This is a genomic window from Ruegeria sp. (genome assembly GCF_040830605.1).
GTDB lineage: Bacteria > Pseudomonadota > Alphaproteobacteria > Rhodobacterales > Rhodobacteraceae > Ruegeria.
Window position 1 is genome coordinate 535,152 of the sequence record NZ_JBFOMD010000003.1, and the last position, 24,387, is coordinate 559,538.

Here is a 24,387-nt window from a genome sequence, read left to right on the forward strand (position 1 = left end):
CTCAAGTGCGTCCATTGGCCGATTCGCGAATAACACCTTTGGCTGCTCGAGTGTTATTGCTCCAAAGTCACCCACAGGAATAGCCATATCACATTTCAGAGAATATTTCACTCTGGAACAGATTTGCCACCACAGCTCAACAACAAGACCCCTTAAACCAAACGGTTTTGCGCAAGCAGACCGACCTGCCAGAGGGCGGCTATGTAGTTTTTACCCGCCCTGTTTTCTGCCGCGCCTTTCGGTTGACGCCTATCGGTTGAACTCTTCAGTTCATGGTCAGCGCGCCAGCTGCAACGTGATACCGGCTCGCTACGATTCCGATGCCCCGATCTCATTGGCGGGCTTTTCGGGTGTCAGCGAGGGTCAAGACCACGGCATCAAAAACGGGTAGATTAGTCTGCCGTTTGGACAAACTACATCAAGCCGGGAGGAGAAATTGAACTGCTCAAACAACACCCAATCACATCGGTCAAAGATGCTTAGATCGGCAGGGATTCACTAAGAAACACAACGACGTACAGAGAACCACTCAGTGCCTTGCGGGAACAGCAACATTCCTCGCTGTCTCATTCGGTCGAAGACTCCGGCAGGTTATCAAGTGCGCGCATCTGATTGGCTCGGGCCGTTAGAACCTTGTGCTCTTGGCTGGCAAGCGCCGCCAAGACCCGGCCCTGAATACTCAACAATTCTTCTTGTTCTTCGCAGGCCTTGTCAGACTTGAAACCGGTCGCGACTGCATCCAGGGCCTCCGCGTATCTACTTTCGACCAACTCAAGCTCCGCTATTACCCGCCAGGTCGAAGGAAGGGTGGGCGCAAGATCTGCGAGTTGTTCCAAAGCGCCCCGCGCATCGTTGGCGCGCGCCAATGCAAGCAGAGCCTCACCTTTTACACGCCACAAACCCGGTGCGACGGGATTTAAGGCGAGACCCATATCTGCCATTTCCACTGCCGCGCCGTAGTCCTCGGTCATCATCATGAATGCCGAGGCCACTTCTTCCATGATCGCCCAATTGCGCGGCTGGACGGAAAGCGCCTCTCGGTAATGCGCACGGGCACTTTCAAAGTACCGGGATTCCAGCATCGCGCGCGCCCTTGTGAGCGGATCGTTTTGCGTGTGGTATGTCGCAGCTCCATACAGACCATCAACCAAACCCTGCAACACGCTGTCAGGCTCATGTGCACGTTGCAAGACACGTGTATGGAGATTGCCTTCCTCTTCGGACGGTCGGTAAAGAACCGCGTCCGGCCAACCTTCGGCGGCCGCCGACATCTGTTCAAAATTTACGCCAACTGCAATTGATGAACCAAACACCTGGAACTCAAGGAATTCATACTTGGGCAGAAAGGTAAGATGCCCGTAATCGCTGAACACTGCGACGCCGTTTTGGCGCAAAGCTCTTCGACAGGCATCAAGGCAGGCCAGCGCACCCTGACAGTGCACGAATGGTATGGTTTGATTTCTCGTATCGCGGGGAAGGCTGTCTCCAAAATCCAACTGAGCCCGGTCGATGGGCACGTGTCGGGTTTGCAATCCAAGACGCGGCGCAATCCACGCCCATTCTCTTAGTTTTTCGGAGCTTCCCGCGATCAGATCGGCCCTAAGCTGATCTGCATGGTGAACGTCGTCGCCCTCAACCACACTGCGAACTTCCTTGCGCCAGGTTTGCTGATCGTTCACGGCTAAAAGGTCAAAGGGCAAGCTATCCAGTATGTAAGTGCCCAAAATTGCGTCAAATTCCGCCTCGCCAAGCGGATCGGTCACAACATCCAGAACGCGCGTTTCGATCCGATCCAGATGCGCATTAAGTATTCGATGCTGCGACATCGCGCTTAACACCGTTTCAGACCCATCTGAAACCACATAAGTTGTGCGCGCGTAAACGGCCGGGTCCAGATCCAGAAGCCTGTCAAGGAACAGCTTGGCAAACACCCCAGAGCCTGCACCCAGTTCAAGTATTCTCAACGGCCCGGCAGACGAAGCGGTGCTTAGAAAAATGTCCACCGCATCCTCGGATAAGCGGCCCGAGGAGGTTCCGGTGTAAGGCACATCGTAGGTCAGGAATGGTTCGAGACCGGATTGCGACCAGGCCGCGCGCCCAAATTTCAGCCGGGCACTGTCCCAAATCGGCCCGAACGGCTCCACGGCAACTCCACGCTCAGCGCCCCGGGCAAGTATCTTGTCCGGGCAGGCGGATTTGACCCCACGCATATGATGACTCAGCGCTTTTTCTCTAGTTTCGCAAAACGTTTTTCAAGCTGAGTGATGTGGTCGTATGCTTTCTGATTGACCTTGTTTTGGGCCTGAATGGTCCCCATGACATTGTCATAGGTCTTCTGGTTCACCTTGTTTTGGTCCTTGACGATGGCATCCAGACGCTTTTCCAGCTTGGTAATGTGGTCATATGCCTTCTGGTTCACCTTGTTCTGGGCCTGAATGGTCCCCATGACGTTATCATACGTCTTTTGGTTCACCTTGTTCTGATCTTTGACGATTGCATCCAAGCGCTTTTCCAGCGCGGCTATACGCCTCCCTAAATCTTCAGCCATTGTACCTCCTAGACATGGCACCCCATAAACAGTTCGCAATCTAACACAATGTTCCAAAACAGGTAAGCGACCTGTGGGCATTGCCTTTGGGCACAGGTCATCGGGCAGGCTTCGACTGTCAAATCGGGGGCCCCGAACTGGCCACCTGACTCAGGCCCAGTCTGGAATCAGGCCCTTTAATTTTGGAAGGTAGTCGAGATTCATTTTTCAAAACCCAAGCAGTGATATGGGCGATCTTTTCTGGCCGACGCAAGCATAGAAGGCGCGTCTCGAGCCTTGCACCAGAAGTCTCATCGCAAGTCACGGGTTAATGACGTGCATGCTTTATCGAGCATTATTTTCGGAAATCACAGTGGGCTGCGCTGGCGGGGTGCACCGAAAGAGTATGGGCCGCACAAGCTCCTGCAAAACCATTGCAAGCGCAGGAGCAAAAAAATGTCTTGGCTCAGATGATGACAAGGTTCGCGGCAGAACACACCGATGAGAAGGCTGCGGTGATCCCCTCTTAGGACGTTGTGCACAATGTCTGCTGGGCACCGGACACCACTTAACTCAAGGCCCATTATAGAGCGACCATCCTGATCGCCAAAACAAGGGCGTGAGGGTCCATCGAGAACGCCATTGCAACGCCCGCGTGACCCAACGGACAACACCGGGCAGTTGAAGCAGCTTTGTTGCAGGGCTCCCGCAGGTTAAGGTCGTCGAGGGACTCTAGTGCCAGGCGCTGTGGTTCACCGCACCCTCAAAAAGCAAGGCCACTGCGACGCCGGGCTTGCCCCGCATCTTGCGCGAAAGGGCGGCGCCAACCGCCGGACCCATGCCCTGGGCGATGATGCCGCAACAGGCAACGTTCACATCCGCATCGAAGATATGCATGTGCCCGCCACGGCCACCCGAAAGCCCGGTCTTCTTACCGAAAATCTCGGCCGCCATCTTGTCCAGATCAACACCCTTGGAACTCGGCTGATGGGCTAGGAGTTCATCTTCCCAAGATGGAACTAGACGACTGGCTCAGGCTCATGTGTACGCACCCGACGATGGCATTGTGGTTCGCATCACCGACGCTCCCTTGTCGCGTTATTTCCGATGTCTTTGTGCATCGGCGAGCAACGCCACTATTCGGTAAAAGCCATGGGTCATCTTGGTGAAGGGGGTAAGCAAAAAGAATGTCAGCACCGCCCCCAAGTGGACTGAGAGCAACACTGGCATCCACGCTGTTGTTCCAAGGACGTAGAGCAAGAGCCCGCTGAGCCCCGTGAAACCCAAAAGCAGAATGAAACCTATATCGCCTCTCCACGCCTGCGGGTCGCCAAGTGTGCGGTCGGACTGAAGCTTCAGCCAGGCCATCCACGCGCATCCCAGCGTCAACATCACTCCGCCCGGCACACCCAGCAGCTTGGGCACAGACCAAAATGGATACGGTGCGGGGTTGTTGAAGACATAGTGGAGAACGGTGCCAGCGCACGTCGCGGCGAAACATAGGAGGAAGCCGTACATGATGGCCTGATGGGCGTAGCGGCGTGCTTGAGAGAAGCGGTCCTCATCCTCGAAATTGCAACCCTCGCCATGGCCTGCCGCCAGATCGGTCATGCGCGCGGCGCGGCCAAAAGCGGCCTTCAGATCAGCAATAGTAATGGGCCGTCCACCAACGCTTTGCCAATATCTGCGCAGGCTGATGGCCAGGCTGAGCAGCGGAAACAGGAAAGCCGGGGCGAAGAGGGCAACCATTGCCCCGTGAGACATCACTGCAAAGAAGCCCACGCCACCGGCTGAGCCAAGCGCCCGGATCGCGAGGAACATGAATGCAAAGCCAGCAACCAGTGCCAGCGCGATGGCGCCGCCGTGGGTGTGGAACCGTCTTGCAAGCGGCTGAGGCCAGGCAAGGCCTTCCCAACTGTCGCGGCGAACCTCGGCGAGCGCTTTCGGAAAGTTCAGGTCAAACTCATGAGGGGCGGTATATTGGCAGGCATAATAGCAACCCCGGCAGTTGTGGCAGAGATTGGCCAGTTGCGTGATATCGCAATCCGCAAACGCGCGCTGGCTGTGGAGCGCCGGGAACACCGAACAATAGCCTTCGCAATACCGGCACGCGTTGCAGATCTCGGCCTGACGTCTGGCTTCTGCGATTAGATCAGTTTGCATAAGACGCAGCCTCCCGTCCCGCGATACGCCCGAAGACGGTTCCGATCGTCATGCCGAACCCGGCCAGATAGCCCTGGCCCAGGATTGAGCCAGCCATCGTTTCGCCTGCGGCCCAGAGGTTTCGGATTGGGCCTGTCGGGCTGGAGCAGCGCGCCGTTTCATCAACCGTCAAGCCCAGATAGGTGAAAGTCACCCCGGTGCGCAGCGAATAACCGTAGAAAGGCGGGTCGCTGATCGGACGGGCCCAATTGGTTTTTGGCGGGGTCAGGCCGGACGTGGCGACCCCGTCCAGCTCGGTCGGGTGAAATGCCGAGGTGTCGCCGCAAGCTGCGTTGAACGTTTCCACCGTATGACGCAGACGGGCTGCGGGCAGCTCCATTTTGGTGGCAAGTTCTTCCAGCGTGTCAGCCTTGAGGGGTGGAAACACCGACGGCATGAACAGGTTCAGCGATTTGCTGTCGATGATCGCGTAGGCGACCTGATCTGGCTGGGCGGCAACCAGCCGACCCCAAATCGCATAGCGTTTGGGCCAGACATCCTCGCCCTCGTCATAGAACCGTTCGGCATTCTTGTTGACGACAATCGAGAAGGGCACGCAGTCGAGCCGGGTAACGATGCCGCCATCGAATTTCGGCGCGCGCCCGTCGATGGCGACGGCGTGGCATTGGGTCGGGTCGCCGACACTCTCGACACCCTGCTCCAGCAGGTCGGCCAGAACCACGCCGCGATTGTAGGGCGTTCCGCGGATCAGGAAGTTCTTCGCTGCCGGTCCCCAGGCACGAGCAAGCCAGTCGGTGTCCGCCTGAAACCCACCCGAAGCGACGATGACGGCGGTTGGTTCGATACGGTGATCCTTGCCCTGATGGGAGTATTCGACACCTGCGATCCTGTCGCCGCTCAGCTCAAGATGCGTCACATGCGCTTCGTAGAGCACGTCGACCCCCAGCGTCTCGGCGGTCCGGTAGTAGGCGTTCACAAGGGATTTCCCGCCGCCCATGAAGAACGCATTTGTGCGCGCGAGCGAAAGCGTGCCTGAAAGCGAAGGCTGAAACCGCACGCCATGCGCCTCCATCCAGGGCAGGCAGTCCTCGGAGCTGCGGATGGCAAGTCGGGCCAGTTGTTCGTCGGTGTTCCCATCCGTGACCTTCAGCAGGTCATCCAGATACTCATCTTCACCGTAGGACTCGACCAGCGGCCCAAGCGGGCCGTTATGAGCGCAGCGGAAATTGCGGGTATGACGGGAATTGCCGCCACGATACGGTTTCGGCGCGGTTTCAAGGATCAGGACACGGGCGCCCGCCTCGGCGGCTGTGATGGCCGCGCACAGGGCGGCGTTGCCGCCTCCAATCACCGCGATGTCATATGTGCTCATGGGTCGTATCCTTGCTTGGATCGTGCCTACTACCTGCAGATTGATTTGACCAATGCCGGTTTTTCCGGGATTAATGCAGAATGCGCATCAATTACGATTTCGGAGATCTCGAGGCATTTCTGGCCGTGAAGGAAACCGGGTCCTTTCACGCTGCCGCCGAGCGTCTAAACCTGTCGCAATCGGCAGTGACCCGGCGTGTCCGCAAGCTGGAACTGGCGCTGGATTCGGTGCTGTTCGAACGCACGACCCGCGCGGTGAAACCCACGCTTGCAGCAAAGCGGCTGCAGGCCCGGGCCGAAGCCATTCTGGACGACGCGCACGAGACCGCGCGCGCCATGCGTGACGAAAGCGTGACCTTTGCGCATCAGCGAGGCGCGGTGGTGACGCTGGCGACAATCCCCACAGTGCTTGGGCGGATCGTCATCCCGGCGTTGCGGGCCTTTCGCGCTGCGGGCCACACCGCGCGCCTCCGTCTGATGGATGGCTCGGCAAATGAAGTGGCCGAGGCGGTGGCCGGAGGCGAGGCGGATTTTGGTCTTTGCTCGATCCCGCTGACCGACCCGCAAACCGTGTTCGAGCCGCTCTTTGACGACCCGATGGTGCTTGCGGTGCCGAAAGACCATGATTTGGCAAGCCGCAGCAGGGTGCAATGGCGCGCGCTGACAGATGTCCCTCTGATCCTTCCCGCCCGGGGTACCGGTAACAGGCTGCTGATCGACGAGGCGATGGCCAAAGCCCGGCTGCCCCTGCGCTGGAGCTTTGAAGCGGGACGCTCGACCACCGCGCTTGATCTGGTCGCAAGCGGGATCGGCCTGGCACCGATTCCGCGTTCGGCCGTCGGTTCTGCGGAAGTCGCCGTTTGCGCGCTGGAGGAACCCGAGATCATGCGTCCAATCGGGTTGTTGTCACGCATCGGACAAAGGGACTCTGTGACGGTTGCCGCTCTGAAAAAGACGGTCCGGACAGCGGTCTAGCCGGACCAGACCTCGGGATTGATCATGTGGATCGGCGCGCCTTGGTCAAAGGCATTCACCTGATCAAAGATATCGGCGAATTGCAGATCGTACTCATCCTCGGTGACGAAGCCGATATGTGGCGTTGCTATGAGATTGGGGTGGGCCAGCAGCGGATCAGCCGGATCGGTCAGGGGTTCGCCGTCGAATACGTCGATAGCGGCCTTGCCGGGGCGGCCCCCATTCAGGGCCTCTAGCAGCGCCCCCGGCGCGATCAGCCCCGCGCGCGAAGTGTTCACGAAAAGAGCACCCGAGCGCATTGAGGCAAAGTCCTGCGCAGTGATGATCCCGCGTGTGGCGGGTTTCAAACGCACATGCAGCGAGATGACATCACAGTCCGCAAAGAATGCCTCGCGGCTTGGTGCAACCTGCACCCCGTCCTCGACAGCCCGCGCACGTCCATCCTCCGAGGACCACCAGACGACCTCCATTCCGAAGGCCTCGGCATAACCCGCTACCGCCTTTGCGATCCTGCCATACCCGTAGAGGCCCAAACGTCGACCGCGCAGCGTTTTGCCGACGCCGGCCTGCCAGTGCCCTGCCTTGACGGATGCCATTTGTCGCGGCAGATCACGCATCCCCGCCATTATCAGCGCCCAGGTCAGTTCCGCCGCCGCGTATGATGGCGTGCCGGCATGCATGTTGGAACACAGCAGCACGCCGTGATCGGTGCAGGCGGGCGCATCCACATGCGGATAGACGCTGCGCTGGCTGATCAGCCTGAGATTGGGTAACCGCTCAAGCAGGGTGCGGGTGATCTGCGTGCGTTCCCGAAATAGCACCAGCACCTCGGCGTCAGCCAACCGCTCGACGAGTGTTTCGGTATCCTCGGCATGATCCGTCCAGACCGTCACCTCATGCGCATCAAGCCGGGCGAAGCAGGGGAGATGCCTCAGCGTGTCAAACCAGTCATCGAGGATATGAACTTTCATCGGCTTTCGATGCCGCGCTCTGGGTCCAGCTTGCGTGGGGTCGGCACAAACAGCTGGGCGTCCAGCGCATCCAGGGCGTTGCGCACCCGTTGGCTCTGCATCAGCAGATGATTGAACTGCTCATCGCAGCCCGCAATCGGTGTGGGATAGTTCAGTATCTCGTCGCGAAGCGCATGGCGCGCAAGACGCAGTTCCTGCCTGGCGATGTCGAGGCATTCAGAATAGTCGTTAGTCATAATGCCCTCCATTGTATACCGATGTATACCAAATGAGGTTGACTGATTCAAGCCGTGCTGGTCGGTCTAATGCGAGAGCAGAACTGGAACAGGCGTATCACGCAGTACGCGGGCCGTGACTCCACCCAAGAAATCCTCGCGGAACTTCGAATGCTCGTAGGCCCCCATGATCAGCAAGCTTGGGGTCTGCGCCCGGCAATAGGCCAGAAGAGCCCGCGCAATGCCGGGGTCGGCCGCAATCTGCTCGTGGGTGGCAACGACGTCATGCCGTTCGAGATGCCGAACAACGTCAGATACAGGCAGGGACTCAACAGTCTGGCCCACCGTCAAAACCGTAACCCGGCCCTGCCCTTCCAGCAGGCTAAGACCGTCGGAAAGCGCCCGCGCTGCGGCGCGTCCGCCATCCCACGCAACAACGGCATGTTGGCGGGCAGCCTCAGCTTTGTAGCCCTCGGGTATGATCAGAACCGGTCTGCCGCTGAGCAGCGCGATGCGATCCGGGTGCAAGATCACATGGGTATCGACTTCTTCCGACAGGTCTTGTCCAACCACTAGCAGGTCGTAGTTGCGCGCCGCTTGAGACAGAACCATATCCACCCGCCCCGGCGCGCGTTGAAAGTGCAGCCTGCTGCCCAATCCGAGCGCGGCGCGTGCGGTATCAAAGCGGCCCTCGACCTCGGCCAGGATCTCCGCATTCGCCTCTGCGATGATTTCCCGCGCCTTGACGGGCACCCACGCGGCCCGGCTGTCGACCGTTTCGTGCGTCGAATAGGCCAGCAGGGCAGTCACATGCGCGGTGCCCCCAGCCAGTGCGGCCGCGTATTTCAACGCGGACAGCGCGCTTTCCGACCCGTTGAAGGCGACAAGAATGTTCCGAACGCTCATGGGGTATCCTCCGGCCCCGCCCAGACCGAACGGGGAATGTAGACATGTCCGTCGGCCAGCTTGCGCGCGGTGCGCACCAGGCCGGCATTATTCAGGCTGAATCCGCCCTCCGTCGAAAAATCGACCATGACTTCGATCGTTCCGCTAGCATGTTCCAGAACGACCTGCGCGGGGCTGACCTCTGGGCGCACCAAAAGCCCGTCAGCAACCGAACCCGGTGTCAACGCGCAAGACGCAAGGCATTGCGCGCCTGTCACCGCCATCGAGGGATGTGTGTTCCACGGCATGAAATAGCGCGTCGCGATGGTTCCGCCGTTCCGCGGCGGCGCCAGCAGGCCAAATTTTGGCGTGACGGACTTCGAGACATCGCCCATGCCCATCAACGCCCCAGCCTTGACGCGAACCGACTCCATTCGATCAAGGAAAGCGCTGTTTCCGTCGAGGTCATCGGCGCTTTCATAGCCGGTCAGACCGAAGGCCTCGGCACGGGCTATGGCCATGGGCATGGCGACATCCATGCAGGTCAGTTCGATCCCGTCGACAGTATCGCGCAGGTTTCCCGTGGGCAGGAACGCGCCGGTGGCCGCGCCGACAACACCCATGAAATTCAGCCTGACGGGCGCGGCCTGTCCGGGCACGCCAGCGATCTCGGTCGCGCCATCATAGGTCAGGCGGCCGTCGGGTGTCTGCACTTTCGCCAGAACCCTGGCCCCGGTATTCACCGCGCGGATCCGGATTTCGGTTGCGTTTCCCTGCGGTTGCACCAGCCCCATCTCAAGCGCCGCCGGTCCGACACCCGACAGAATGTTGCCGCAGGTTGGCTTGAAATCGACTAGGCGATCCTCAACCGAAACCTGCGCAAAGAAATAGTCGACATCCGCCCAGTCATCGCCGCTTTCCGATAGCATGGCGACCTTGGTGGTGACCGCCGTGCCGCCCCCGATCCCGTCAATGTTCAGCGGGTGGCCCGAGCCCAGGGCGGAGAGGAGTACCTGCGCCAGTTGATCCCGATCTTCGGGCAGATCACCGCGCCGGAAATACGGGCCTCGCGATGTGCCGCCGCGCATGAACAGATATGGGATGGCCGTCTGGGTCATTTCAGCGGCCACGGCAAGTCAACCGCGCCTTGCAGCAAACCGGGCGGAAAATCACGGTTGAGTGCGCCCGCCATCAGGCACATGAACCCGATGCCCGCCGCCGTGAGGATCAGCGTCATCCGCCAGTCAGCACCCGCGCGCACACGGAAGAAGGTGATCAGAAACCCGATCAGCGCAAGGATGAAACCCACGACCCAGGTGGCGGCGATCAACCCAACGAACCAGGCCAGCGTCGGCCACAGCCCGTAGGGCGCATCCGCATCTTCGCCCGCAACTTCCTTGTCCGCAAAGATCACATCACCCTCGGACCGACGCATCATCTGCACCAGCAGGATCACGCAGCAGGCCAGCGAGAAGCCCCCAATAACCAGCGGAATGATCTTGTCGGTCATGTTGTAGTCAGGGATCATGCCGGCATTGATCAGCGCCACGATCAGATAGGCCATGATCGCCAGGAGGAAGATCAACGGCGCGCGTTTGGAACCTGATTGCACGTCACCCTCGGCCATGATTGTCTTGGCCTGACGGATGCCGAGTACAACCGAAACCACGGTCACGACGATCAGCACGATCACAATCGGGCTGAAAATGTAGTCCATGCCTTCCTCGAAACTCTTGCGGAACCGGAAGGAGGCGATCTGGAACGCCTGATTGGTGAATTTTTCAACCGGGTTCGACAGCACGAAACCGATCAGAAAAGCCGGGCGCGACCAGTCGAAGCGGCGCAAGAAAATACCGATCAAACCTATGGTGAAGAGCGCCAGCAGATCCTCGAAATTTTGCCCCGACTGAAAGGCCGCAAAGCTGATCAGCATGAACAAGAACGGGGCAAGATAAGTGAAGCGGATCGTGGTGAGTTTTGCAATCCCGCCCGAGGCGGCTATGCAGAGAATGGTGCCCACCACATTTGCCAGCGCCAGTAGCCAGACGATGGAATAGGTGATGTCCAGATTGTCCTTGAGCATGCCGGGGCCAACCTCGATATCGCCGGACCCAAGCAGCGCTACGGCACCAATGAAGATCGCCATCGAACCGGAGCCGGGAATGCCGAACAGCAGGGTCGGCACCAGCCCGCCACCTTCCTTGGCGTTGTTCGAGCTTTCGGGCCCGATGATGCCGCGCACCTCACCCTTGCCGAAACCGGACTTGTCCTTTGTGGTCTGGACCGAATGGCCGTAAGCGATCCAATCGACCACCGAGCCACCAAGCCCAGGGATCACACCCACTGCCACACCGATGACCGAGCAGCGAACCGAAAGCCAGATATTCGCAAACCAATCTCGAATGCCGTCAAACCATCCGGCCCCCAGCGATGCCCCCTTGGCGATGGACCGGTCCTGACGCAGCAACGAGACGATTTCCGGCACCGCGAAAATGCCCAGACCCACGATGACCAGTTTCAGCCCGTCGGTCAGATAGGGAATGTCATAGGTGGCCATGCGCAGGCTACCGCCCGCGTCGGCCTCGCCAATTGTGCCGATCATCATGCCCAGGCCCGCGGCCGCCATACCCTTAAGCGCGATGCGGCCCGCAAGAACGGCCACCATCGACAGGCCCAGAATGGTGATCATCAGCATCTCGGGCAGACCAAAGGCCAGCACGATGGGGCGCGCGATCAGTATGAAAACCGTGAGGAAAGTGGCACCGACCAAACCGCCGAACAGCGATGAGGCAAAGGCCGCCGACAGCGCGCGCGCCGCCTGCCCGTTCTTGGCCATGGGGAACCCGTCAAGAACCGTTGCCTGCGACGCCGAGCTGCCGGGAATGCCCATCAACACCGATGCGAAAGTGTCCGAGGTAGGGACGACCGCGACCATACCGATCATCAGCGCGAGGCCATAGACGGGCTCCATTCCGAACATGAACGGCAAGAGCAGCGACAGACCAGCAATGCCGCCAAGCCCGGGAAACACGCCAACGGCAAGGCCCATGACGACACCGAGAACCAGATAGCCAAGAACAATGGGTTGCAGGATCAAAGCCCAGGCATTGCCGAGCTCAGGAAGAGCGGTCGCGAGAATCTCCATGGGAGTCGCTTTCAATCAATGAGAAACAGGAATTTCGAAGATGGCAGCCCCGGCAACACGGGACTGCCGATCATAGTTTGGTCAGTTGAGCTCTACGCCATATGCGTCCTTGAGCCAGCCAAGGACATATTGCTTGGCACCGTCCTGAACGCTCGTCGCGGTTTCAAGGGCGGCCTGCGAGCCATCACCCACGAACACCGGGTACTTACCGACCCGCTTGGACGAGATCTCGGCAAAGTCAGGGCGATCTACGACGGCCTGAAATGCCGCCGTGTAGGTGTCGATCACATCCTGCGGCGTGCCGGCAGGCAGGAAGGCCAGTTTCTGAACCGGGAAGCCAGCGACAAAGAATGCCTTCCACGCATCCCAGGCTTCACCCGATGTTTCACATCCATCGGTGGCCTCGCAGACCTCTTTGAAGGTCGGAATGTCCGGGAAGGTCGGATCACGCACGATGTTGCCATCGGCATCCAGCGCGCCCCAGGTCATCATCGGCACGGCCTGCCCGGCCTCGACCAGCGGCACCGACCCGCCGAGGTACCCCGAAGATGTCTGATAATCGATCGTCGCTTCGCCGCGCTCGAACATCAAGCGCCCGTCTCCGCGCCCCTTGATGCCAAACACCGGCTCGACATTCATACCCAGCATCTGCCACGCCAGCAACGGCACAAGATCAAGCCGCGTCGCACCCTGGCTTCCATAAATGAAGTCCACATCCTGAAGGCTGTTCGCAGAGCCATCGAATTTGGCTCCGTCTTCGGCATTCAGATAGGCGACGCCACCGGTGCCAGATGCCATGACCGGAATCCAATCCTTGTATTCATAGCGGACGCGGGGATCGTTCAGAAGATACGGGAACTGGGTCGACCCCGACGTTCCGAACAGCAAGGTGCCATCGTCGTGCTCTTGTTCCTGGAACCAGTTGGCGCCCTTGGTCGATCCGGCGCCCGGCATGAACTTGACGACCACGGTGGGTTGCCCGGGCAGCGCCTCGGACAAAAGCGGCGCAAAGAAGTTCGCCCACTTGGCCGACCCGCCGGTTTCCGAGAACGGGATCACCCATTCGATCGTCTTGCCGGAAAAGTCGACCTCGGCTGCGGCGGGCACAGCCAGTCCCGCAGCCGCCATCAGCGACATCACGGCACGGCGTGTTAAGTTGGAAACGGTCATTGTATCCTCCCTTTTTGACAACACCCAGCCCGGCTCCTCCGATCCCGGCTTGGTTGCTAGCTCTTATGGGGTTGATTCCCCTTGCAATCTGCCAATCATGGTAAGCCAACCTTGCGCCAAGCTTGCGGGAGCTGAAATGCGGATCGTCATTGTCGAGGACAACGAAGCGCTGGCCAACGCCATCGCCTACCGATTGCGCGACAGGGGACACGCGGCTGATGTGTTGCTTGATGGTCAGGAGGCGGAAGCGTTTCTGGCACGCGAGGGGGCTGATCTCGTGGTTCTGGACATCAATCTGCCGGGGCGCTCTGGTTTTGAGATTTTGCGTGCCATGCGGGAACGGCAGGACGGCGCGCCAGTGATCCTGCTGACGGCGCGATCCGAAACCAGTGATCGGGTCGCAGGGCTGGATATGGGTGCTGACGATTATCTGGTCAAACCCTTTGAAATGGACGAACTGGAGGCCCGTATTCGCGCATTGTCCAGGCGCAAAAGCTTGGACTATGGGGCTGTCGAAAGGATCGGCGGACTGGAGTTTGACCGAAACATGCGCGAAGTCAGCGCGGAGGGCGTCGCACTGGACGTCCCGCGCAGAGAGCTGGCGGTGCTTGAATGCCTACTGGACCGGCGCGGGCGCATCGTCTCCAAGGCCCAACTCACCGATCATGTCTACGGCGTGGGCGCCGATGTGGACGATACCGCGGTTGAGCCGCATGTGTCGCGTTTGCGCAAACGTCTCGCGCCCCACGGCATAGCTATCAAAACGGCGCGGGGCCTTGGATACATGCTGGAGGTTCAGGCCTGATGCGACGGGCATCGCTACGGCTTCGTCTCTTTATGCTGATCCTCAGTCCGCTGGTCCTGATGGCTGTTCTGCTGGGGTTTTGGCGCTTCATCGTCGCACAAAGAACCGCCGAAGATCTCTTTGACCGTAGCCTTCTGGCCGCTGCATTGGCCATCTCTCGCGACGTGGTGGTGTCAGGCGGCGATGCCCTGCTGCCATCGACCCGCGATCTGATCCGGGATGCGTCCGGCGGCGAGGTGTTTTATCACGCAACCGGCCCCGGCGGGATATACATCACCGGGTATGCCTACCCGCCAAAGTCCAGCGGCCTGGATCAGGCAGACCCTTACGCGCCTGCCGTTTTCGAAGCGACCTACCGCGGCGAAGAGGTTCGCGTCCTGCAAATCAAAGAGCGTGTGACAATCGAAAACCTGACCGGTGACGCTTCTGTAAAGGTCTGGCAACGTATTGAAGACCGTCAGATTTTCGCCAGGCAACTCGCCGTTCGCGCCGTCGCGCTGATGGGGATGCTGCTTGCAACACTTGCATTGGTGGTCTGGTTTGGTGTGGCGCGGGGCCTGCGCCCCCTGATCGATCTGCAGGACGCCATCGCGGCCAGATCTCCCAACGATCTGAGCCGGATAAAGCGCCCCGTTCCGCTTGAAGTGCTGGGCATCGTAAAGACATTGAACCGGCTGTTCAGCAAGGTTGATGCCAGCATCACCGCTCATCAGGTCTTTATCTCTGATGCAGCGCATCAGTTGCGAAACCCTGCGGCGGCGGTTCAGTCCATGGCCGAAGCAGTCAGAGATGCACCGGACAAAGAGGAGCGGAACAAGAGAATTTTCGAACTAGTAAACGCCGCTCGAAGTTCAGCACGCGTGGCCGATCAACTTTTGTCGCTCGACCGTCTTCAGCAGACAACGATGGCGGCAAAAGACAAGGTATTGGACCTTCGCGAAGTTGTTCAGGACATCTGTGCTGAACTCGGGCCCACCGTTTTGTCACGAGGGGTAGAGTTTGAATTCGACGCGCCCGACACTCCGGTCCATGTCGCCTGTGACGAGTTGTTCATGACAGAGGCCATCAAGAACCTTATCGACAACGCGCTGAAACACGGAGGACGGGCGCTGACCCGTATTCACGTGAGCGTCGCGAAGGCGGGACAGGCAGCGGTGGTGACTGTCAGGGACGATGGCAAGGGTTTGCAGCCTGAACAAAGTGAGGTCGCCTTTGGCCGCTTCTCGCAGGTGGAACCCTCCGACGGCAGCGGTCTAGGCCTCGCAATTGCCACATCGGTCGCCGAGCGGCACGGCGGGTCGCTAACAATTGACAAGGTGGACAATGGCGCCAGCCTCTCGCTTCATATTCCTGCCGCATGAAGTCAGGGCCGAACGGTTAAATGCACATCTTATCAAACCATTTGAGTGTCCGACTCAATAGTCGGTCATAACTAACCTTTGGTCCATCGTAACAGTGGTTTCCAGGTCTGCATGACTCCGCGGTAGTACGGGCCCACCAATCTACTTTGAGCGCTTTGGATTGCAAAAAGCTCTGCGAACGGCCCGTCGTGGCCTTCTCGCAGCTTTCCAGTTTAAAACGACGAGGGCGTGCAAGCGCTGATGACCTTGCAGGGTGTATCGCCGGCGTTTCTGAAACGGTGTGGCAGGATACTGGAAAAATAGTATGCGTCTCCGGGCCCAAGCACGCGGGATTGACCGTCCACCGTTACCTCAAGCCGACCCTCAATGACGACAGCGCATTCTTCACCTTCGTGAGATAGTTCTGCGCGACCAGAGTCCGCGCCGACATCGTATTCTTCGATCAGCATCTGCAGCTTCCGGTTTCGGCGCTCACCCGCAACAAGCAGGTAGGCGACGCCATGAGAGCCGAGATCGCGCATACTGCTGCGCGGAAAAAAGAAGCTGTCGTCATCCTTCAGCTCGAAACTGAAGAAAAAGCCAAGGTTCACATCGACCCCGGCCAAGATCTTCTTGAGCAAGGCAACGGAAGGCTGGGTCGAGCCGCTTTCGATCTGCGAAATCGTGCCGCTGCCGACACCAGCGCGTTTCGCCATCTCGCGTTGGCTGAGCCCCTTTGATGTCCGAATCAAACGCAACCGCCGGGCAGTTTCCAGATCGGATGTCGTAGGATCGCCCATTGTGATTTCCCGCTTTGGATCGAAAGCACTTTAGGTTGGCCGGTTCTGTTTTTCAATGACTTACGGATTTCAATAAAGCCGGGTGTGCGGAAGGTTTGAACTCTGCAAGGATTTAGCAGCAAACGAAAATCTGCTTCACGAGGAATGGACGTGCTCGATCAACCCAACTCAATGACATCGTTCTGGATGCCGTTCTCGGCCAATCGTGATTTCCTTCACGAGCCCCGGATGATCCAGTCGGCCGAGGGGATGTATTACACCAGTTCCGATGGTCGCAAGGTCATGGACGGCACTGCCGGACTGTGGTGCGTCAATGCGGGCCACCGAGACCTTCTTATCGTTGAGGCCGTGCAGAAACAGGTGCATGAGTTGGACTATGCGCCGAATTTCCAGTTCTCGCACCCTCAGGCATTTGAGCTGTCTGCAAAGCTGACAGCAATGATGCCGGACGGGATGAACCATGCGTTCTTCACCAACTCCGGGTCGGAATCCGTGGATACGGCGCTCAAGATCGCGCTGCATTATCACCGGATGCGGGGGGACGCCGCGCGCACTCGTCTAATCGGGCGCGAGCGCGGCTATCATGGGACCGGATTCGGCGGTATCTCTGTTGGCGGGATTGTCAAGAACCGCATGCATTTCGGAACGCTGCTGACCGGCGTGGATCATCTGCGTCACACGCATGACCTTGACCGAAACGCGTTTACGCGTGGCTGCCCGGAACACGGCGCCGAACTGGCCGATGATCTGGAGCGGATTGTCGCGCTGCACGATGCATCGACCATTGCGGCCGTAATCGTTGAACCGATGGCCGGGTCCACCGGAGTGCTTCTGCCGCCCAAGGGATATCTGAAGCGGCTACGCGAGATCTGTAATCGGCACGGTATTCTGCTGATCTTCGATGAGGTCATCACTGCCTTTGGCCGGTTGGGTGCGGCGACAGCGTCGGAGTATTTTGATGTCAAACCCGACATCATCACCACCGCCAAGGGGCTGACCAACGGCGTCATTCCGATGGGCGCGGTCATCGTATCCGAAGAGATCTACAATTCGGCGATGGAGAACGCGGATGCGCCGATCGAGCTGTTCCACGGCTATACCTACTCGGCCAATCCGGTGTCCTGCGCCGCCGCCCTGGCAACTCTGAAGAGCTATGAACAGAACGACCTGTTCCGCCGCGCGGCGTTGCTGTCGCAGCCGTGGGAAGATCAACTTCACAGCCTGAAAGGCCTGCCGAATGTCATCGATATCCGCAACCTCGGGCTGGTGGGCGCGATTGAGCTTGCTCCGCGCGATGGCGCACCCGGCGCCCGGGCCTATGAGGCGATGAAACGTGCCTGGGACGCCGGGCTCATGATCCGGGTGACCGGAGACATCATCGCTCTGTCACCGCCTCTGATTATCTCAGAGCCTGAAATAACGACACTGTGCCAGACACTTGGCGAGGTACTGGCCGAATTGCCGTGACCCCAAAACGCTAATCCAAAGGACCGACATCATGAAAGATGCAGCCCCGATCACCGCGATCGGTCACTACATTAGTGGCCAGCGCACCGTCCCATCCGGCGAGAATACGCAACCGGTCTATAACCCTGCCACCGGCGAGCAAACGGGACAGGTCTCACTCGCATCGGTTCAGACCGTGAACGACGCCGTGGCCGCCGCCAAGGCCGCGTTTCCAAAGTGGTCGAACATGCCGCCGATCCGCCGCGCCCGGCTGATGAACAACTTCCTGGCGCTGGTGCGTCAGCACAAGGACGAGCTGGCCCGCGCTATCACCGTGGAGCACGGCAAGGTGTTCACCGATGCGCAGGGTGAAGTAGAACGCGGCATCGACATCATCGAATTCGCTTGCGGTATCCCGCAGCTTTTGAAGGGGGACTATACCGAGCAGGTTTCGACTGGCATGGACAACTGGACCACGCGTCAGGCCTTGGGCGTTGTGGCAGGCATCACTCCATTCAACTTCCCTGTCATGGTGCCGATGTGGATGTTTCCCATCGCCATCGCCGCAGGCAACACCTTCATCCTGAAGCCATCACCAACCGACCCGTCCGCGTCGTTGCTCTATGCCGATCTGATGAAAGAGGCCGGGTTCCCCGATGGCGTGTTCAACGTCGTTCACGGTGACAAGGTGGCGGTTGATGCGCTGCTGGAAAACGACGACGTAAAGGCCGTCTCTTTCGTCGGCTCGACCCCGATTGCCAACTACATCTACGAAGTGGGCGCACGTCACGGCAAACGGGTTCAGGCTCTGGGTGGTGCGAAAAACCACATGCTGGTGATGCCCGATGCCGACATGAACAAGGCCGCTGACGCCCTGATCGGCGCCGCTTATGGCTCGGCCGGTGAGCGTTGCATGGCGATCTCGGTCGCTTTGCTGGTCGGTGATGCAGCCGACAAGCTGGTGCCGGTGCTGAAAGAGCGGGCCGAGAGCCTGAAGGTAAAGAACGGGCTGGAGTTGGACGCCGAGATGGGTCCGATCGTGACTGCTGCTGCACGTGACCGGATCAAAGGGTACATTGACTCTGGCGTTGAACAAGGCGCTGACCTGCTGGTCGATGGCCGCAACTACTCGGTCGAGGGCCACAAAGACGGCTATTTCTTGGGCGGAACCCTGTTCGACAACGTCACGCCGAATATGAAAATCTACAAAGAAGAGATCTTTGGCCCGGTTCTGTCCTGCGTTCGCGTCTCGAACTTCGCCGAAGGTCTGCAGCTGATCAATGACCATGAGTTCGGCAATGGTGTGTCGCTCTTCACCCGTGACGGCAACGTCGCGCGTGAGTTCGGCAAGCAGGTTCAGGTCGGCATGGTCGGTGTGACCGTGCCGATCCCGGTGCCGATGGCCTGGCACGGGTTCGGCGGCTGGAAGAAGAGCCTGTTCGGCGACATGCACGCCTACGGCGAAGAAGGCGTTCGTTTCTACACCAAACAGAAATCCATCATGCAGCGTTGGCCCGAAAGCATCTCGGAAGGTGCTGAGTTCGTCATGCCGACGGCAAAGTGATCATTCGGTCAAAGGAGTGAAAAACATGTTCATTGGTGTTCCCAAGGAAATCAAGAACCACGAGTATCGCGTCGGCCTGACCCCTGAAAGCGTCGCGGAACTGGTCTCCAACGGCCACAACGTCGTCGTAGAGACCAATGCCGGTGTTGGCATTGGCGCGAATGACGACGCCTATCGTGCGGCAGGTGCAGAGATTGCCGCAACCGCCGCTGATATCTTCGCCAACGCGGAAATGATCGTGAAGGTGAAGGAGCCTCAGGCCGTTGAACGCGCGATGCTGCGCGAGGGTCAGATCCTCTACACCTATCTGCATCTGGCCCCCGATCCGGATCAGACCAAAGATTTGGTGAATTCAGGCGCGGTTTGCATCGCCTATGAAACCGTGACCGACGACAATGGCGGCCTGCCATTGCTGAAACCGATGAGCCAGGTTGCCGGTCGCATGTCGATCCAGGCCGGCGCAAGTGCATTGGAAAAGGCCAAGGGCGGTCTGGGCGTACTGCTGGGCGGCGTACCCGGCGTGAAGCCCGGCAAGGTCGTGGTCATCGGCGGTGGCGTCGTTGGCTTCAACGCCGCCCAAATGGCTGTCGGCTTGCACGCGGACGTCACCATTCTGGATCGCAACCCGGCGGTTCTGGAAAAGCTGGAAAACCACTTCGAAGCCTCTGCCAAGGTCGTCTATTCGACGAAGGCCGCGCTGGAGGAAGAAGTCTCCAACGCTGATCTGGTGGTTGGCGCCGTGCTGATCCCGGGTGCTGCCGCACCCAAGCTGGTCACGCGCGAACTGATCTCGAAGATGAAGCCCGGCGCAGTGGTTGTGGATGTGGCTATCGATCAGGGCGGCTGCTTTGAAACGTCCAAGGCCACGACCCATGCCGAGCCGACCTATGTGGTCGACGACGTGGTCCACTACTGCGTCGCCAACATGCCCGGCGCGGTCGCGCGAACTTCGACTTATGCACTGAACAACGTCACCCTGCCCCACGCTCTGGCCATTGCAAACAATGGCTGGAAACAGGCGCTTGCGGATAACCGTCACCTGATGAACGGCCTGAACGTGGCCCATGGAAAGGTGACGTACAAGGCTGTGGCCGATGACCTCGGATACGAGTTCGTCGCCCCGGAACTTTGCTGATCTGAAGCAAAGAAGCGTCCCGTCGATCAGCGGTCGACGGGGCATAACACTGAGGAGGAAACCTTAATGATTTCGAAGATTAACCGCCGCGCCTTCGGCGCGATGGGTGGTGCCGCTATGCTGGCTGCGACCACATTGTCCACGCCAGCCATCGCAGAAGAGAGGTTCATTCTCGCGCATGCGATGACCACCGATCACATCTTCCACGCGCTGTCCGAGAAGTTTCAGGAAAACCTGGCCGATGATGCGGCCTTTAACATCGCATATCACCCCGGTGGCGATCTTGGCGACTGGACCTCGCTGTTTGAACAGTCGATGCAGGGCGTGATCCCGATGACATTGACCTGGGGGGCCTCCGAGTTCGATCAGCGTCTCGATCTGTCCTGGCTGGGTTACGTCGTATCGAACTGGGAGGACGCACGTCAGGTCTACGGTCCCGGCGGACCGATGCTGGAAATCTACAACGACATCCTGCACGACCTGGACGTTCATGCCATCGGCATCATCCCGACAGATTTCGGCTCTGTCGTGATCCGCAAGGGTGTCGGCGCGATGCCCCTGAACCTGCCCTCCGAAGGCGGTAACCTCAAGATCCGCGTCCCCCCGGTGTCAATCGCCGTGGACCGTTTCAACAATCTGGGCTTCGGCGCCGTGCCGATCCCGCTGGCGGAAGTCTACACATCGTTGCAGCTGGGAACTGTTGATGCCCGGGCCTTCTCGACTGCGGTTGAGACCTACAACCTGCGCGACGTTCTGGAAACCAACATCCTGACCAATGACTACTTTGAAACCGCCTTCTGGCTGGTGAACAAGAGCTGGTGGGACGGTCTGTCGGACGAAGACCGCGTGACCCTGCAGGCCGCTGCGGACGAAACCGTTCTGTGGTCCTGGGACGAGGCCGAAGGCAAATCCAACGAGTTCCTGCAAAAGGCACGCGACGAAGGCATCAACGTGGTTGAGCTGAGCGATGAGCAGATCGCGGCCGCAGCCCAGATCGTCTATGACACCGAGTGGCCTGCAATGGAGGAGATTGTTGGGCCCGAAATCATGGCCAAGCTGAAGAAAGCCGCTGGCATCGAATGATCAGACTTTGTTGGGCCTGCCATCCGGTGGGCCCAACGCTTTTTGGGAGGACAACATGGAACGAGAATCCAAACAGCACCCGCGAGACCCGGTCGAGCGCGGTGCGTCATTTATCTATGACCCCGAAGTCACGGTCGCCGAGCCCCCGGAACACGTTACCGCTGTTCCCGAATGGGACGTATCTGGCGGATACGCCGCGTTTCTGAAGATCGAAAAGCTCTATGCCAAATTGCTGGCCCACGGCCTTGCCCTTTTTAGCATCTGCCTGGCGGTTCTGATGTTTGCCCAGGTCGTCTTGCGATACGGCCTGAACTCGCCCTTTGTCGGCATCGAGGAAATGGCCCTTCTGTTCGGCGCCTGGATCTACTTTCCGGCCATGGCCTATGTCTCCAGACAAGGAGAGCACATCCACGGCGGAATTCTGACGCTGGTCGTAAGCTCGCCCAAAATCGTGCAAACGGTGCGGCTTATCATGACTCTGCTCAGCATCGTGGCCTGTGCGGTGTTCGGCTATTTCGCGATCAAGTATGCCTTCTTTGAAATCGAGAAAGGGCGGTTAAGCTCGTATCTCAGATGGCCGAAAGGCATCTGGTCTTTCTCGTTGGTCATCGGCTTTGCCGGCACCCTCCTGGCTCTGCTGATGCAGGCCGCGAACCAGTTCATCGACATCCGAATGATGCAATCAAAAGGGGCAGAACAATGCTGATTTTTGCTATTGCCATCGCGCTGATCGTTGTCCTGCTTCTGCTGGAAATGCCCATCGCATTTGCCTTTGGGATCGGCGCACTTGTCTTCGGCATCGGAACTGGATCAAACATCTCATTCCTGATCCCCTATGCCTATCAGACAACAACCAGCTTTGCTTTGCTGGCCCTGCCGCTGTTCGTCCTAGCAGGAACGATCATGGCCGAAGGCGGTATCTCAAACCGATTACTCGATTTCGTCAACGCTTTCGTCGGCCGCATCAAAGGCGGTCTCGGCGCGGTGACCATCGTGACCTGCGCCCTGTTCGGCGCGATTTCTGGCTCATCCTCGGCGGCGATTGCCGCGATCGGGCAAATCATGATCCCGCGTATGGTGAAAGAGGGCTATCCGGTGGGACACGCCACTGCTCTGGTGGCCTGTTCATCGGTCCTGGCGTTGATGATCCCGCCATCGATTCCGATGATTGTCTTCGCGGTGACCGGCGGCTTGTCCGTTGGCGCGGCCTTTCTGTCAACAGTGATCCCGGGCATCATGCTGGCGCTGCTGTACATCATCCTGAACTTCGTTTTCCTGCGGAATAACGATGAAATACAGGTCGAGCCCAAGCTGCCTATGGCCGAGGTGCGGGTCAAGATCTTCCGATCGGGCAAAGAGGCGTTCTGGGCTTTGCTGATGCCGCTGATCATTCTGGGAACGATCTATGGTGGGATCGCCACGCCGACCGAAGCGGCGGCAATCGCACTCGTCTACGCCGCAGTCGTGGGCTTTTTCATCTACCGTGGACTTACGCCCGCCAGCTTTTGGAAAGGCACCATTCAGGCGGCGATCACCACAGGCTCGATCATCACCGTTCTGTTCTTCTTGTTCATGATGAGCCGCTCGATGGTCTTGCAGCAAGTTCCGGGCCAAATTGCCGACCTGTTGCTGAACCTGTCGGAAAACAAGATCCTGCTTCTGTTGCTGATCAACCTCGTCCTTTTGCTGATGGGCATGATCGTCGACGACATTTCAGGCAGCGTTCTGGCCGCTGTCGTGCTATTGCCGGTGGTAACTGAGTTGGGGGTTCACCCGATCCATTTCGCTGCAATCGTCGGCACCAATCTGGGTCTGGGCAACGTGTCGCCACCATGCGCACCGATGCTCTACATGGCTGCGGGTGTCAGCAAGATCACGCTGGACCGGTATATCGGCATCACGCTGAAGTTCCTCTGCCTCGGCCATCTGCCGATGGTCCTTCTTGTCACCTTCCTGCCAGAGCTTTCACTCTTCCTCCCGAAGATGCTCATGGGCATCCAGTGAAGCCTTAAAGCAGGACCTTCACGCCGGGGTTGGGATGGCCCCGGCGTGATCGGTTCGGTTCAGTTGTTCTGATCGCAGGAGGTCGATCAGTTCGAGGGCTACTGAATTACAAAGTGGACGACACATTAAGGGAGAGTATTGACTGCATCAGCTCATGCACCACTACGATCACGGCGTGGCTTCGAACCAGGTGACCCCTCGCACGGCTATGTACCAGTTCCTGAGGGCGCCACTATCATCCGGCAGTTCTTCGGCAAGACCTTCTGCGAATGCCTGAAAGGCGTCCTTGTTTGCTGCGCCGACACCCACCAACACGGGGATGTCGTGTTCCAACGCCCTCCCAATCGCGGCGCAGAAACCTCTGCCAGCGGCCTCTTCAGGACCGAATTTGTTCAGAATGAACAGGTCGGCACCTTCAAGGCCGCACCGCTCGACCTGCGCCACCGCTTCGGCAAGGGCGGCCGGATCAAGCCTGCACGCATCCGAGCCCACCCCGAGGTTCTGAGTGATTTTGATTGCCGGTCCTTCCGGCAATACGCAGACGCTCATGTCGCATCCATTTTGGTAAGCGGCTGTATAACTCAACTCCTTGACGAGCCCCCGCAGCGCTAATCCGTCCGCCCTCAGTTCAGTAGCCAGTTCCGCCAGTAGCCGGTCAGTTTCACCGCGTTTTTGTGAAGAGACATAATCAAGTTTCATCATCCGATCCTTTCCGCCCTGCTAATCTCAGCCAACTCCCCATGTCGTCGGCCGCTGAGAACCGGGCGCCGCAAGCCTTCGACGTTTCC

22 protein-coding genes are annotated in these 24,387 nt (G+C 59.0%); 9 read left to right on the forward strand and 13 right to left on the reverse strand.

All coding sequences use genetic code 11. The features are described 5' to 3' along the window. Positions 1-566: 566 nt before the first annotated feature. From AB3N21_RS06485 to tcuA, 5 genes are all read right to left on the reverse strand, one after another. Positions 567-2,210 (reverse strand): SAM-dependent methyltransferase, encoded by a 1,644-nt coding sequence (locus AB3N21_RS06485; RefSeq protein ID WP_367934446.1) that lies wholly within the window; start codon positions 2,208-2,210, stop codon positions 567-569. Between the two features lie 8 nt (positions 2,211-2,218). Further along, positions 2,219-2,548, reverse strand: a complete 330-nt coding sequence (locus AB3N21_RS06490) for a hypothetical protein (protein ID WP_367934447.1) — start codon at positions 2,546-2,548, stop codon at positions 2,219-2,221. Between the two features lie 711 nt (positions 2,549-3,259). Next, on the reverse strand, positions 3,260-3,490 hold the full coding sequence (locus tag AB3N21_RS06495; RefSeq protein ID WP_367934497.1) for a hypothetical protein: 231 nt from the start codon (positions 3,488-3,490) through the stop codon (positions 3,260-3,262). Positions 3,491-3,625: 135 nt separating this feature from the next. Beyond that, complete coding sequence (gene tcuB, locus AB3N21_RS06500; RefSeq protein WP_367934448.1) at positions 3,626-4,690, reverse strand: tricarballylate utilization 4Fe-4S protein TcuB; 1,065 nt, start codon at positions 4,688-4,690, stop codon at positions 3,626-3,628. Next, complete coding sequence (gene tcuA, locus AB3N21_RS06505) at positions 4,680-6,062, reverse strand: FAD-dependent tricarballylate dehydrogenase TcuA (protein ID WP_367934449.1); 1,383 nt, start codon at positions 6,060-6,062, stop codon at positions 4,680-4,682. The genes tcuB and tcuA overlap by 11 nt, the downstream gene beginning before the upstream one ends. An 80-nt stretch (positions 6,063-6,142) precedes the next feature. Here tcuA and AB3N21_RS06510 point away from each other — a divergent pair, with 80 nt between their 5' ends. Next, a complete protein-coding gene (locus tag AB3N21_RS06510; RefSeq protein ID WP_367934450.1) occupies positions 6,143-7,036 on the forward strand; it encodes a LysR family transcriptional regulator in 894 nt (297 codons plus the stop codon). Here AB3N21_RS06510 and AB3N21_RS06515 read toward each other — a convergent pair. From AB3N21_RS06515 to AB3N21_RS06540, 6 genes are all read right to left on the reverse strand, one after another. After that, positions 7,033-8,007 (reverse strand): D-2-hydroxyacid dehydrogenase family protein, encoded by a 975-nt coding sequence (locus tag AB3N21_RS06515; protein ID WP_367934451.1) that lies wholly within the window; start codon positions 8,005-8,007, stop codon positions 7,033-7,035. The genes AB3N21_RS06510 and AB3N21_RS06515 overlap by 4 nt on opposite strands. Continuing rightward, entirely contained in the window at positions 8,004-8,243 is a 240-nt protein-coding gene (locus AB3N21_RS06520; RefSeq protein ID WP_367934452.1) for a hypothetical protein, read from the reverse strand. Before AB3N21_RS06520 ends, AB3N21_RS06515 begins: the two co-directional genes overlap by 4 nt. A 66-nt stretch (positions 8,244-8,309) precedes the next feature. Then, positions 8,310-9,128 (reverse strand): universal stress protein, encoded by an 819-nt coding sequence (locus tag AB3N21_RS06525; protein WP_367934453.1) that lies wholly within the window; start codon positions 9,126-9,128, stop codon positions 8,310-8,312. After that, positions 9,125-10,225, reverse strand: a complete 1,101-nt coding sequence (locus tag AB3N21_RS06530) for a 4-oxalomesaconate tautomerase (RefSeq protein WP_367934454.1) — start codon at positions 10,223-10,225, stop codon at positions 9,125-9,127. Before AB3N21_RS06530 ends, AB3N21_RS06525 begins: the two co-directional genes overlap by 4 nt. Beyond that, positions 10,222-12,252: a tripartite tricarboxylate transporter permease gene (locus tag AB3N21_RS06535; protein ID WP_367934455.1), complete on the reverse strand. Its 2,031-nt coding sequence runs from the start codon at positions 12,250-12,252 to the stop codon at positions 10,222-10,224. The genes AB3N21_RS06530 and AB3N21_RS06535 overlap by 4 nt, the downstream gene beginning before the upstream one ends. A gap of 81 nt (positions 12,253-12,333) precedes the next feature. Beyond that, the gene (locus tag AB3N21_RS06540; RefSeq protein ID WP_367934456.1) at positions 12,334-13,422 is read right to left on the reverse strand and encodes a tricarboxylate transporter; all 1,089 of its coding nucleotides are present in this window, start codon (positions 13,420-13,422) and stop codon (positions 12,334-12,336) included. Between the two features lie 136 nt (positions 13,423-13,558). Here AB3N21_RS06540 and AB3N21_RS06545 point away from each other — a divergent pair, with 136 nt between their 5' ends. Continuing rightward, positions 13,559-14,227, forward strand: coding sequence for a response regulator transcription factor (locus AB3N21_RS06545; RefSeq protein ID WP_367934457.1), 669 nt, complete (start codon positions 13,559-13,561; stop codon positions 14,225-14,227). Positions 14,228-14,259: 32 nt separating this feature from the next. Beyond that, entirely contained in the window at positions 14,260-15,588 is a 1,329-nt protein-coding gene (locus AB3N21_RS06550; RefSeq protein WP_367934458.1) for a sensor histidine kinase, read from the forward strand. A 212-nt stretch (positions 15,589-15,800) separates the two neighbouring features. Here the strand turns inward: AB3N21_RS06550 and AB3N21_RS06555 are convergent, their stop codons facing one another. Then, positions 15,801-16,367 carry a cupin domain-containing protein gene (locus AB3N21_RS06555; protein WP_367934459.1) on the reverse strand — a complete coding sequence of 189 codons (567 nt, stop codon included), beginning with the start codon at positions 16,365-16,367 and terminating at the stop codon, positions 15,801-15,803. A 144-nt stretch (positions 16,368-16,511) separates the two neighbouring features. Between AB3N21_RS06555 and AB3N21_RS06560 the strand changes: the two genes are divergently transcribed. The 6 genes from AB3N21_RS06560 to AB3N21_RS06585 all read left to right on the forward strand — a co-directional run bounded on the left by AB3N21_RS06560 (position 16,512) and on the right by AB3N21_RS06585 (position 23,599). Continuing rightward, the gene (locus AB3N21_RS06560; protein ID WP_367934460.1) at positions 16,512-17,834 is read left to right on the forward strand and encodes an aspartate aminotransferase family protein; all 1,323 of its coding nucleotides are present in this window, start codon (positions 16,512-16,514) and stop codon (positions 17,832-17,834) included. A gap of 31 nt (positions 17,835-17,865) precedes the next feature. After that, positions 17,866-19,377, forward strand: coding sequence for a CoA-acylating methylmalonate-semialdehyde dehydrogenase (locus AB3N21_RS06565; RefSeq protein WP_367934461.1), 1,512 nt, complete (start codon positions 17,866-17,868; stop codon positions 19,375-19,377). A 25-nt stretch (positions 19,378-19,402) separates the two neighbouring features. Further along, positions 19,403-20,512 (forward strand): alanine dehydrogenase, encoded by a 1,110-nt coding sequence (gene ald / locus AB3N21_RS06570; protein ID WP_367934462.1) that lies wholly within the window; start codon positions 19,403-19,405, stop codon positions 20,510-20,512. A 66-nt stretch (positions 20,513-20,578) separates the two neighbouring features. Then, positions 20,579-21,595 (forward strand): TRAP transporter substrate-binding protein DctP, encoded by a 1,017-nt coding sequence (gene dctP, locus AB3N21_RS06575; RefSeq protein ID WP_367934463.1) that lies wholly within the window; start codon positions 20,579-20,581, stop codon positions 21,593-21,595. 10 nt (positions 21,596-21,605) lie between these two features. After that, entirely contained in the window at positions 21,606-22,301 is a 696-nt protein-coding gene (locus AB3N21_RS06580) for a TRAP transporter small permease (protein WP_367934464.1), read from the forward strand. After that, positions 22,295-23,599 (forward strand): TRAP transporter large permease, encoded by a 1,305-nt coding sequence (locus tag AB3N21_RS06585; RefSeq protein WP_367934465.1) that lies wholly within the window; start codon positions 22,295-22,297, stop codon positions 23,597-23,599. Before AB3N21_RS06580 ends, AB3N21_RS06585 begins: the two co-directional genes overlap by 7 nt. 168 nt (positions 23,600-23,767) lie before the next feature. Here the strand turns inward: AB3N21_RS06585 and AB3N21_RS06590 are convergent, their stop codons facing one another. Beyond that, complete coding sequence (locus tag AB3N21_RS06590) at positions 23,768-24,301, reverse strand: DUF2478 domain-containing protein (protein ID WP_367934466.1); 534 nt, start codon at positions 24,299-24,301, stop codon at positions 23,768-23,770. Positions 24,302-24,387 lie beyond the last annotated feature (86 nt).

Excerpts from the sequence above, each read along its gene's own strand:
- AB3N21_RS06555 (WP_367934459.1), bottom strand. The coding sequence starts at position 16,367 with ATGGGCGATCCTACGACATCCGATCTGGAAACTGCCCGGCGGTTGCGT.
- AB3N21_RS06540 (WP_367934456.1), bottom strand. The coding sequence starts at position 13,422 with ATGACCGTTTCCAACTTAACACGCCGTGCCGTGATGTCGCTGATGGCG.
- AB3N21_RS06560 (WP_367934460.1), top strand. The coding sequence starts at position 16,512 with ATGGACGTGCTCGATCAACCCAACTCAATGACATCGTTCTGGATGCCG.
- AB3N21_RS06490 (WP_367934447.1), bottom strand. The coding sequence starts at position 2,548 with ATGGCTGAAGATTTAGGGAGGCGTATAGCCGCGCTGGAAAAGCGCTTG.
- AB3N21_RS06550 (WP_367934458.1), top strand. The coding sequence starts at position 14,260 with ATGCTGATCCTCAGTCCGCTGGTCCTGATGGCTGTTCTGCTGGGGTTT.
- AB3N21_RS06510 (WP_367934450.1), top strand. The coding sequence starts at position 6,143 with ATGCGCATCAATTACGATTTCGGAGATCTCGAGGCATTTCTGGCCGTG.
- AB3N21_RS06530 (WP_367934454.1), bottom strand. The coding sequence starts at position 10,225 with ATGACCCAGACGGCCATCCCATATCTGTTCATGCGCGGCGGCACATCG.
- AB3N21_RS06485 (WP_367934446.1), bottom strand. The coding sequence starts at position 2,210 with ATGCGTGGGGTCAAATCCGCCTGCCCGGACAAGATACTTGCCCGGGGC.
- AB3N21_RS06520 (WP_367934452.1), bottom strand. The coding sequence starts at position 8,243 with ATGACTAACGACTATTCTGAATGCCTCGACATCGCCAGGCAGGAACTG.
- ald (WP_367934462.1), top strand. The coding sequence starts at position 19,403 with ATGTTCATTGGTGTTCCCAAGGAAATCAAGAACCACGAGTATCGCGTC.
- AB3N21_RS06565 (WP_367934461.1), top strand. The coding sequence starts at position 17,866 with ATGAAAGATGCAGCCCCGATCACCGCGATCGGTCACTACATTAGTGGC.
- tcuA (WP_367934449.1), bottom strand. The coding sequence starts at position 6,062 with ATGAGCACATATGACATCGCGGTGATTGGAGGCGGCAACGCCGCCCTG.
- AB3N21_RS06515 (WP_367934451.1), bottom strand. The coding sequence starts at position 8,007 with ATGAAAGTTCATATCCTCGATGACTGGTTTGACACGCTGAGGCATCTC.
- dctP (WP_367934463.1), top strand. The coding sequence starts at position 20,579 with ATGATTTCGAAGATTAACCGCCGCGCCTTCGGCGCGATGGGTGGTGCC.
- AB3N21_RS06545 (WP_367934457.1), top strand. The coding sequence starts at position 13,559 with ATGCGGATCGTCATTGTCGAGGACAACGAAGCGCTGGCCAACGCCATC.
- AB3N21_RS06590 (WP_367934466.1), bottom strand. The coding sequence starts at position 24,301 with ATGATGAAACTTGATTATGTCTCTTCACAAAAACGCGGTGAAACTGAC.
- AB3N21_RS06525 (WP_367934453.1), bottom strand. The coding sequence starts at position 9,128 with ATGAGCGTTCGGAACATTCTTGTCGCCTTCAACGGGTCGGAAAGCGCG.
- tcuB (WP_367934448.1), bottom strand. The coding sequence starts at position 4,690 with ATGCAAACTGATCTAATCGCAGAAGCCAGACGTCAGGCCGAGATCTGC.
- AB3N21_RS06535 (WP_367934455.1), bottom strand. The coding sequence starts at position 12,252 with ATGGAGATTCTCGCGACCGCTCTTCCTGAGCTCGGCAATGCCTGGGCT.
- AB3N21_RS06585 (WP_367934465.1), top strand. The coding sequence starts at position 22,295 with ATGCTGATTTTTGCTATTGCCATCGCGCTGATCGTTGTCCTGCTTCTG.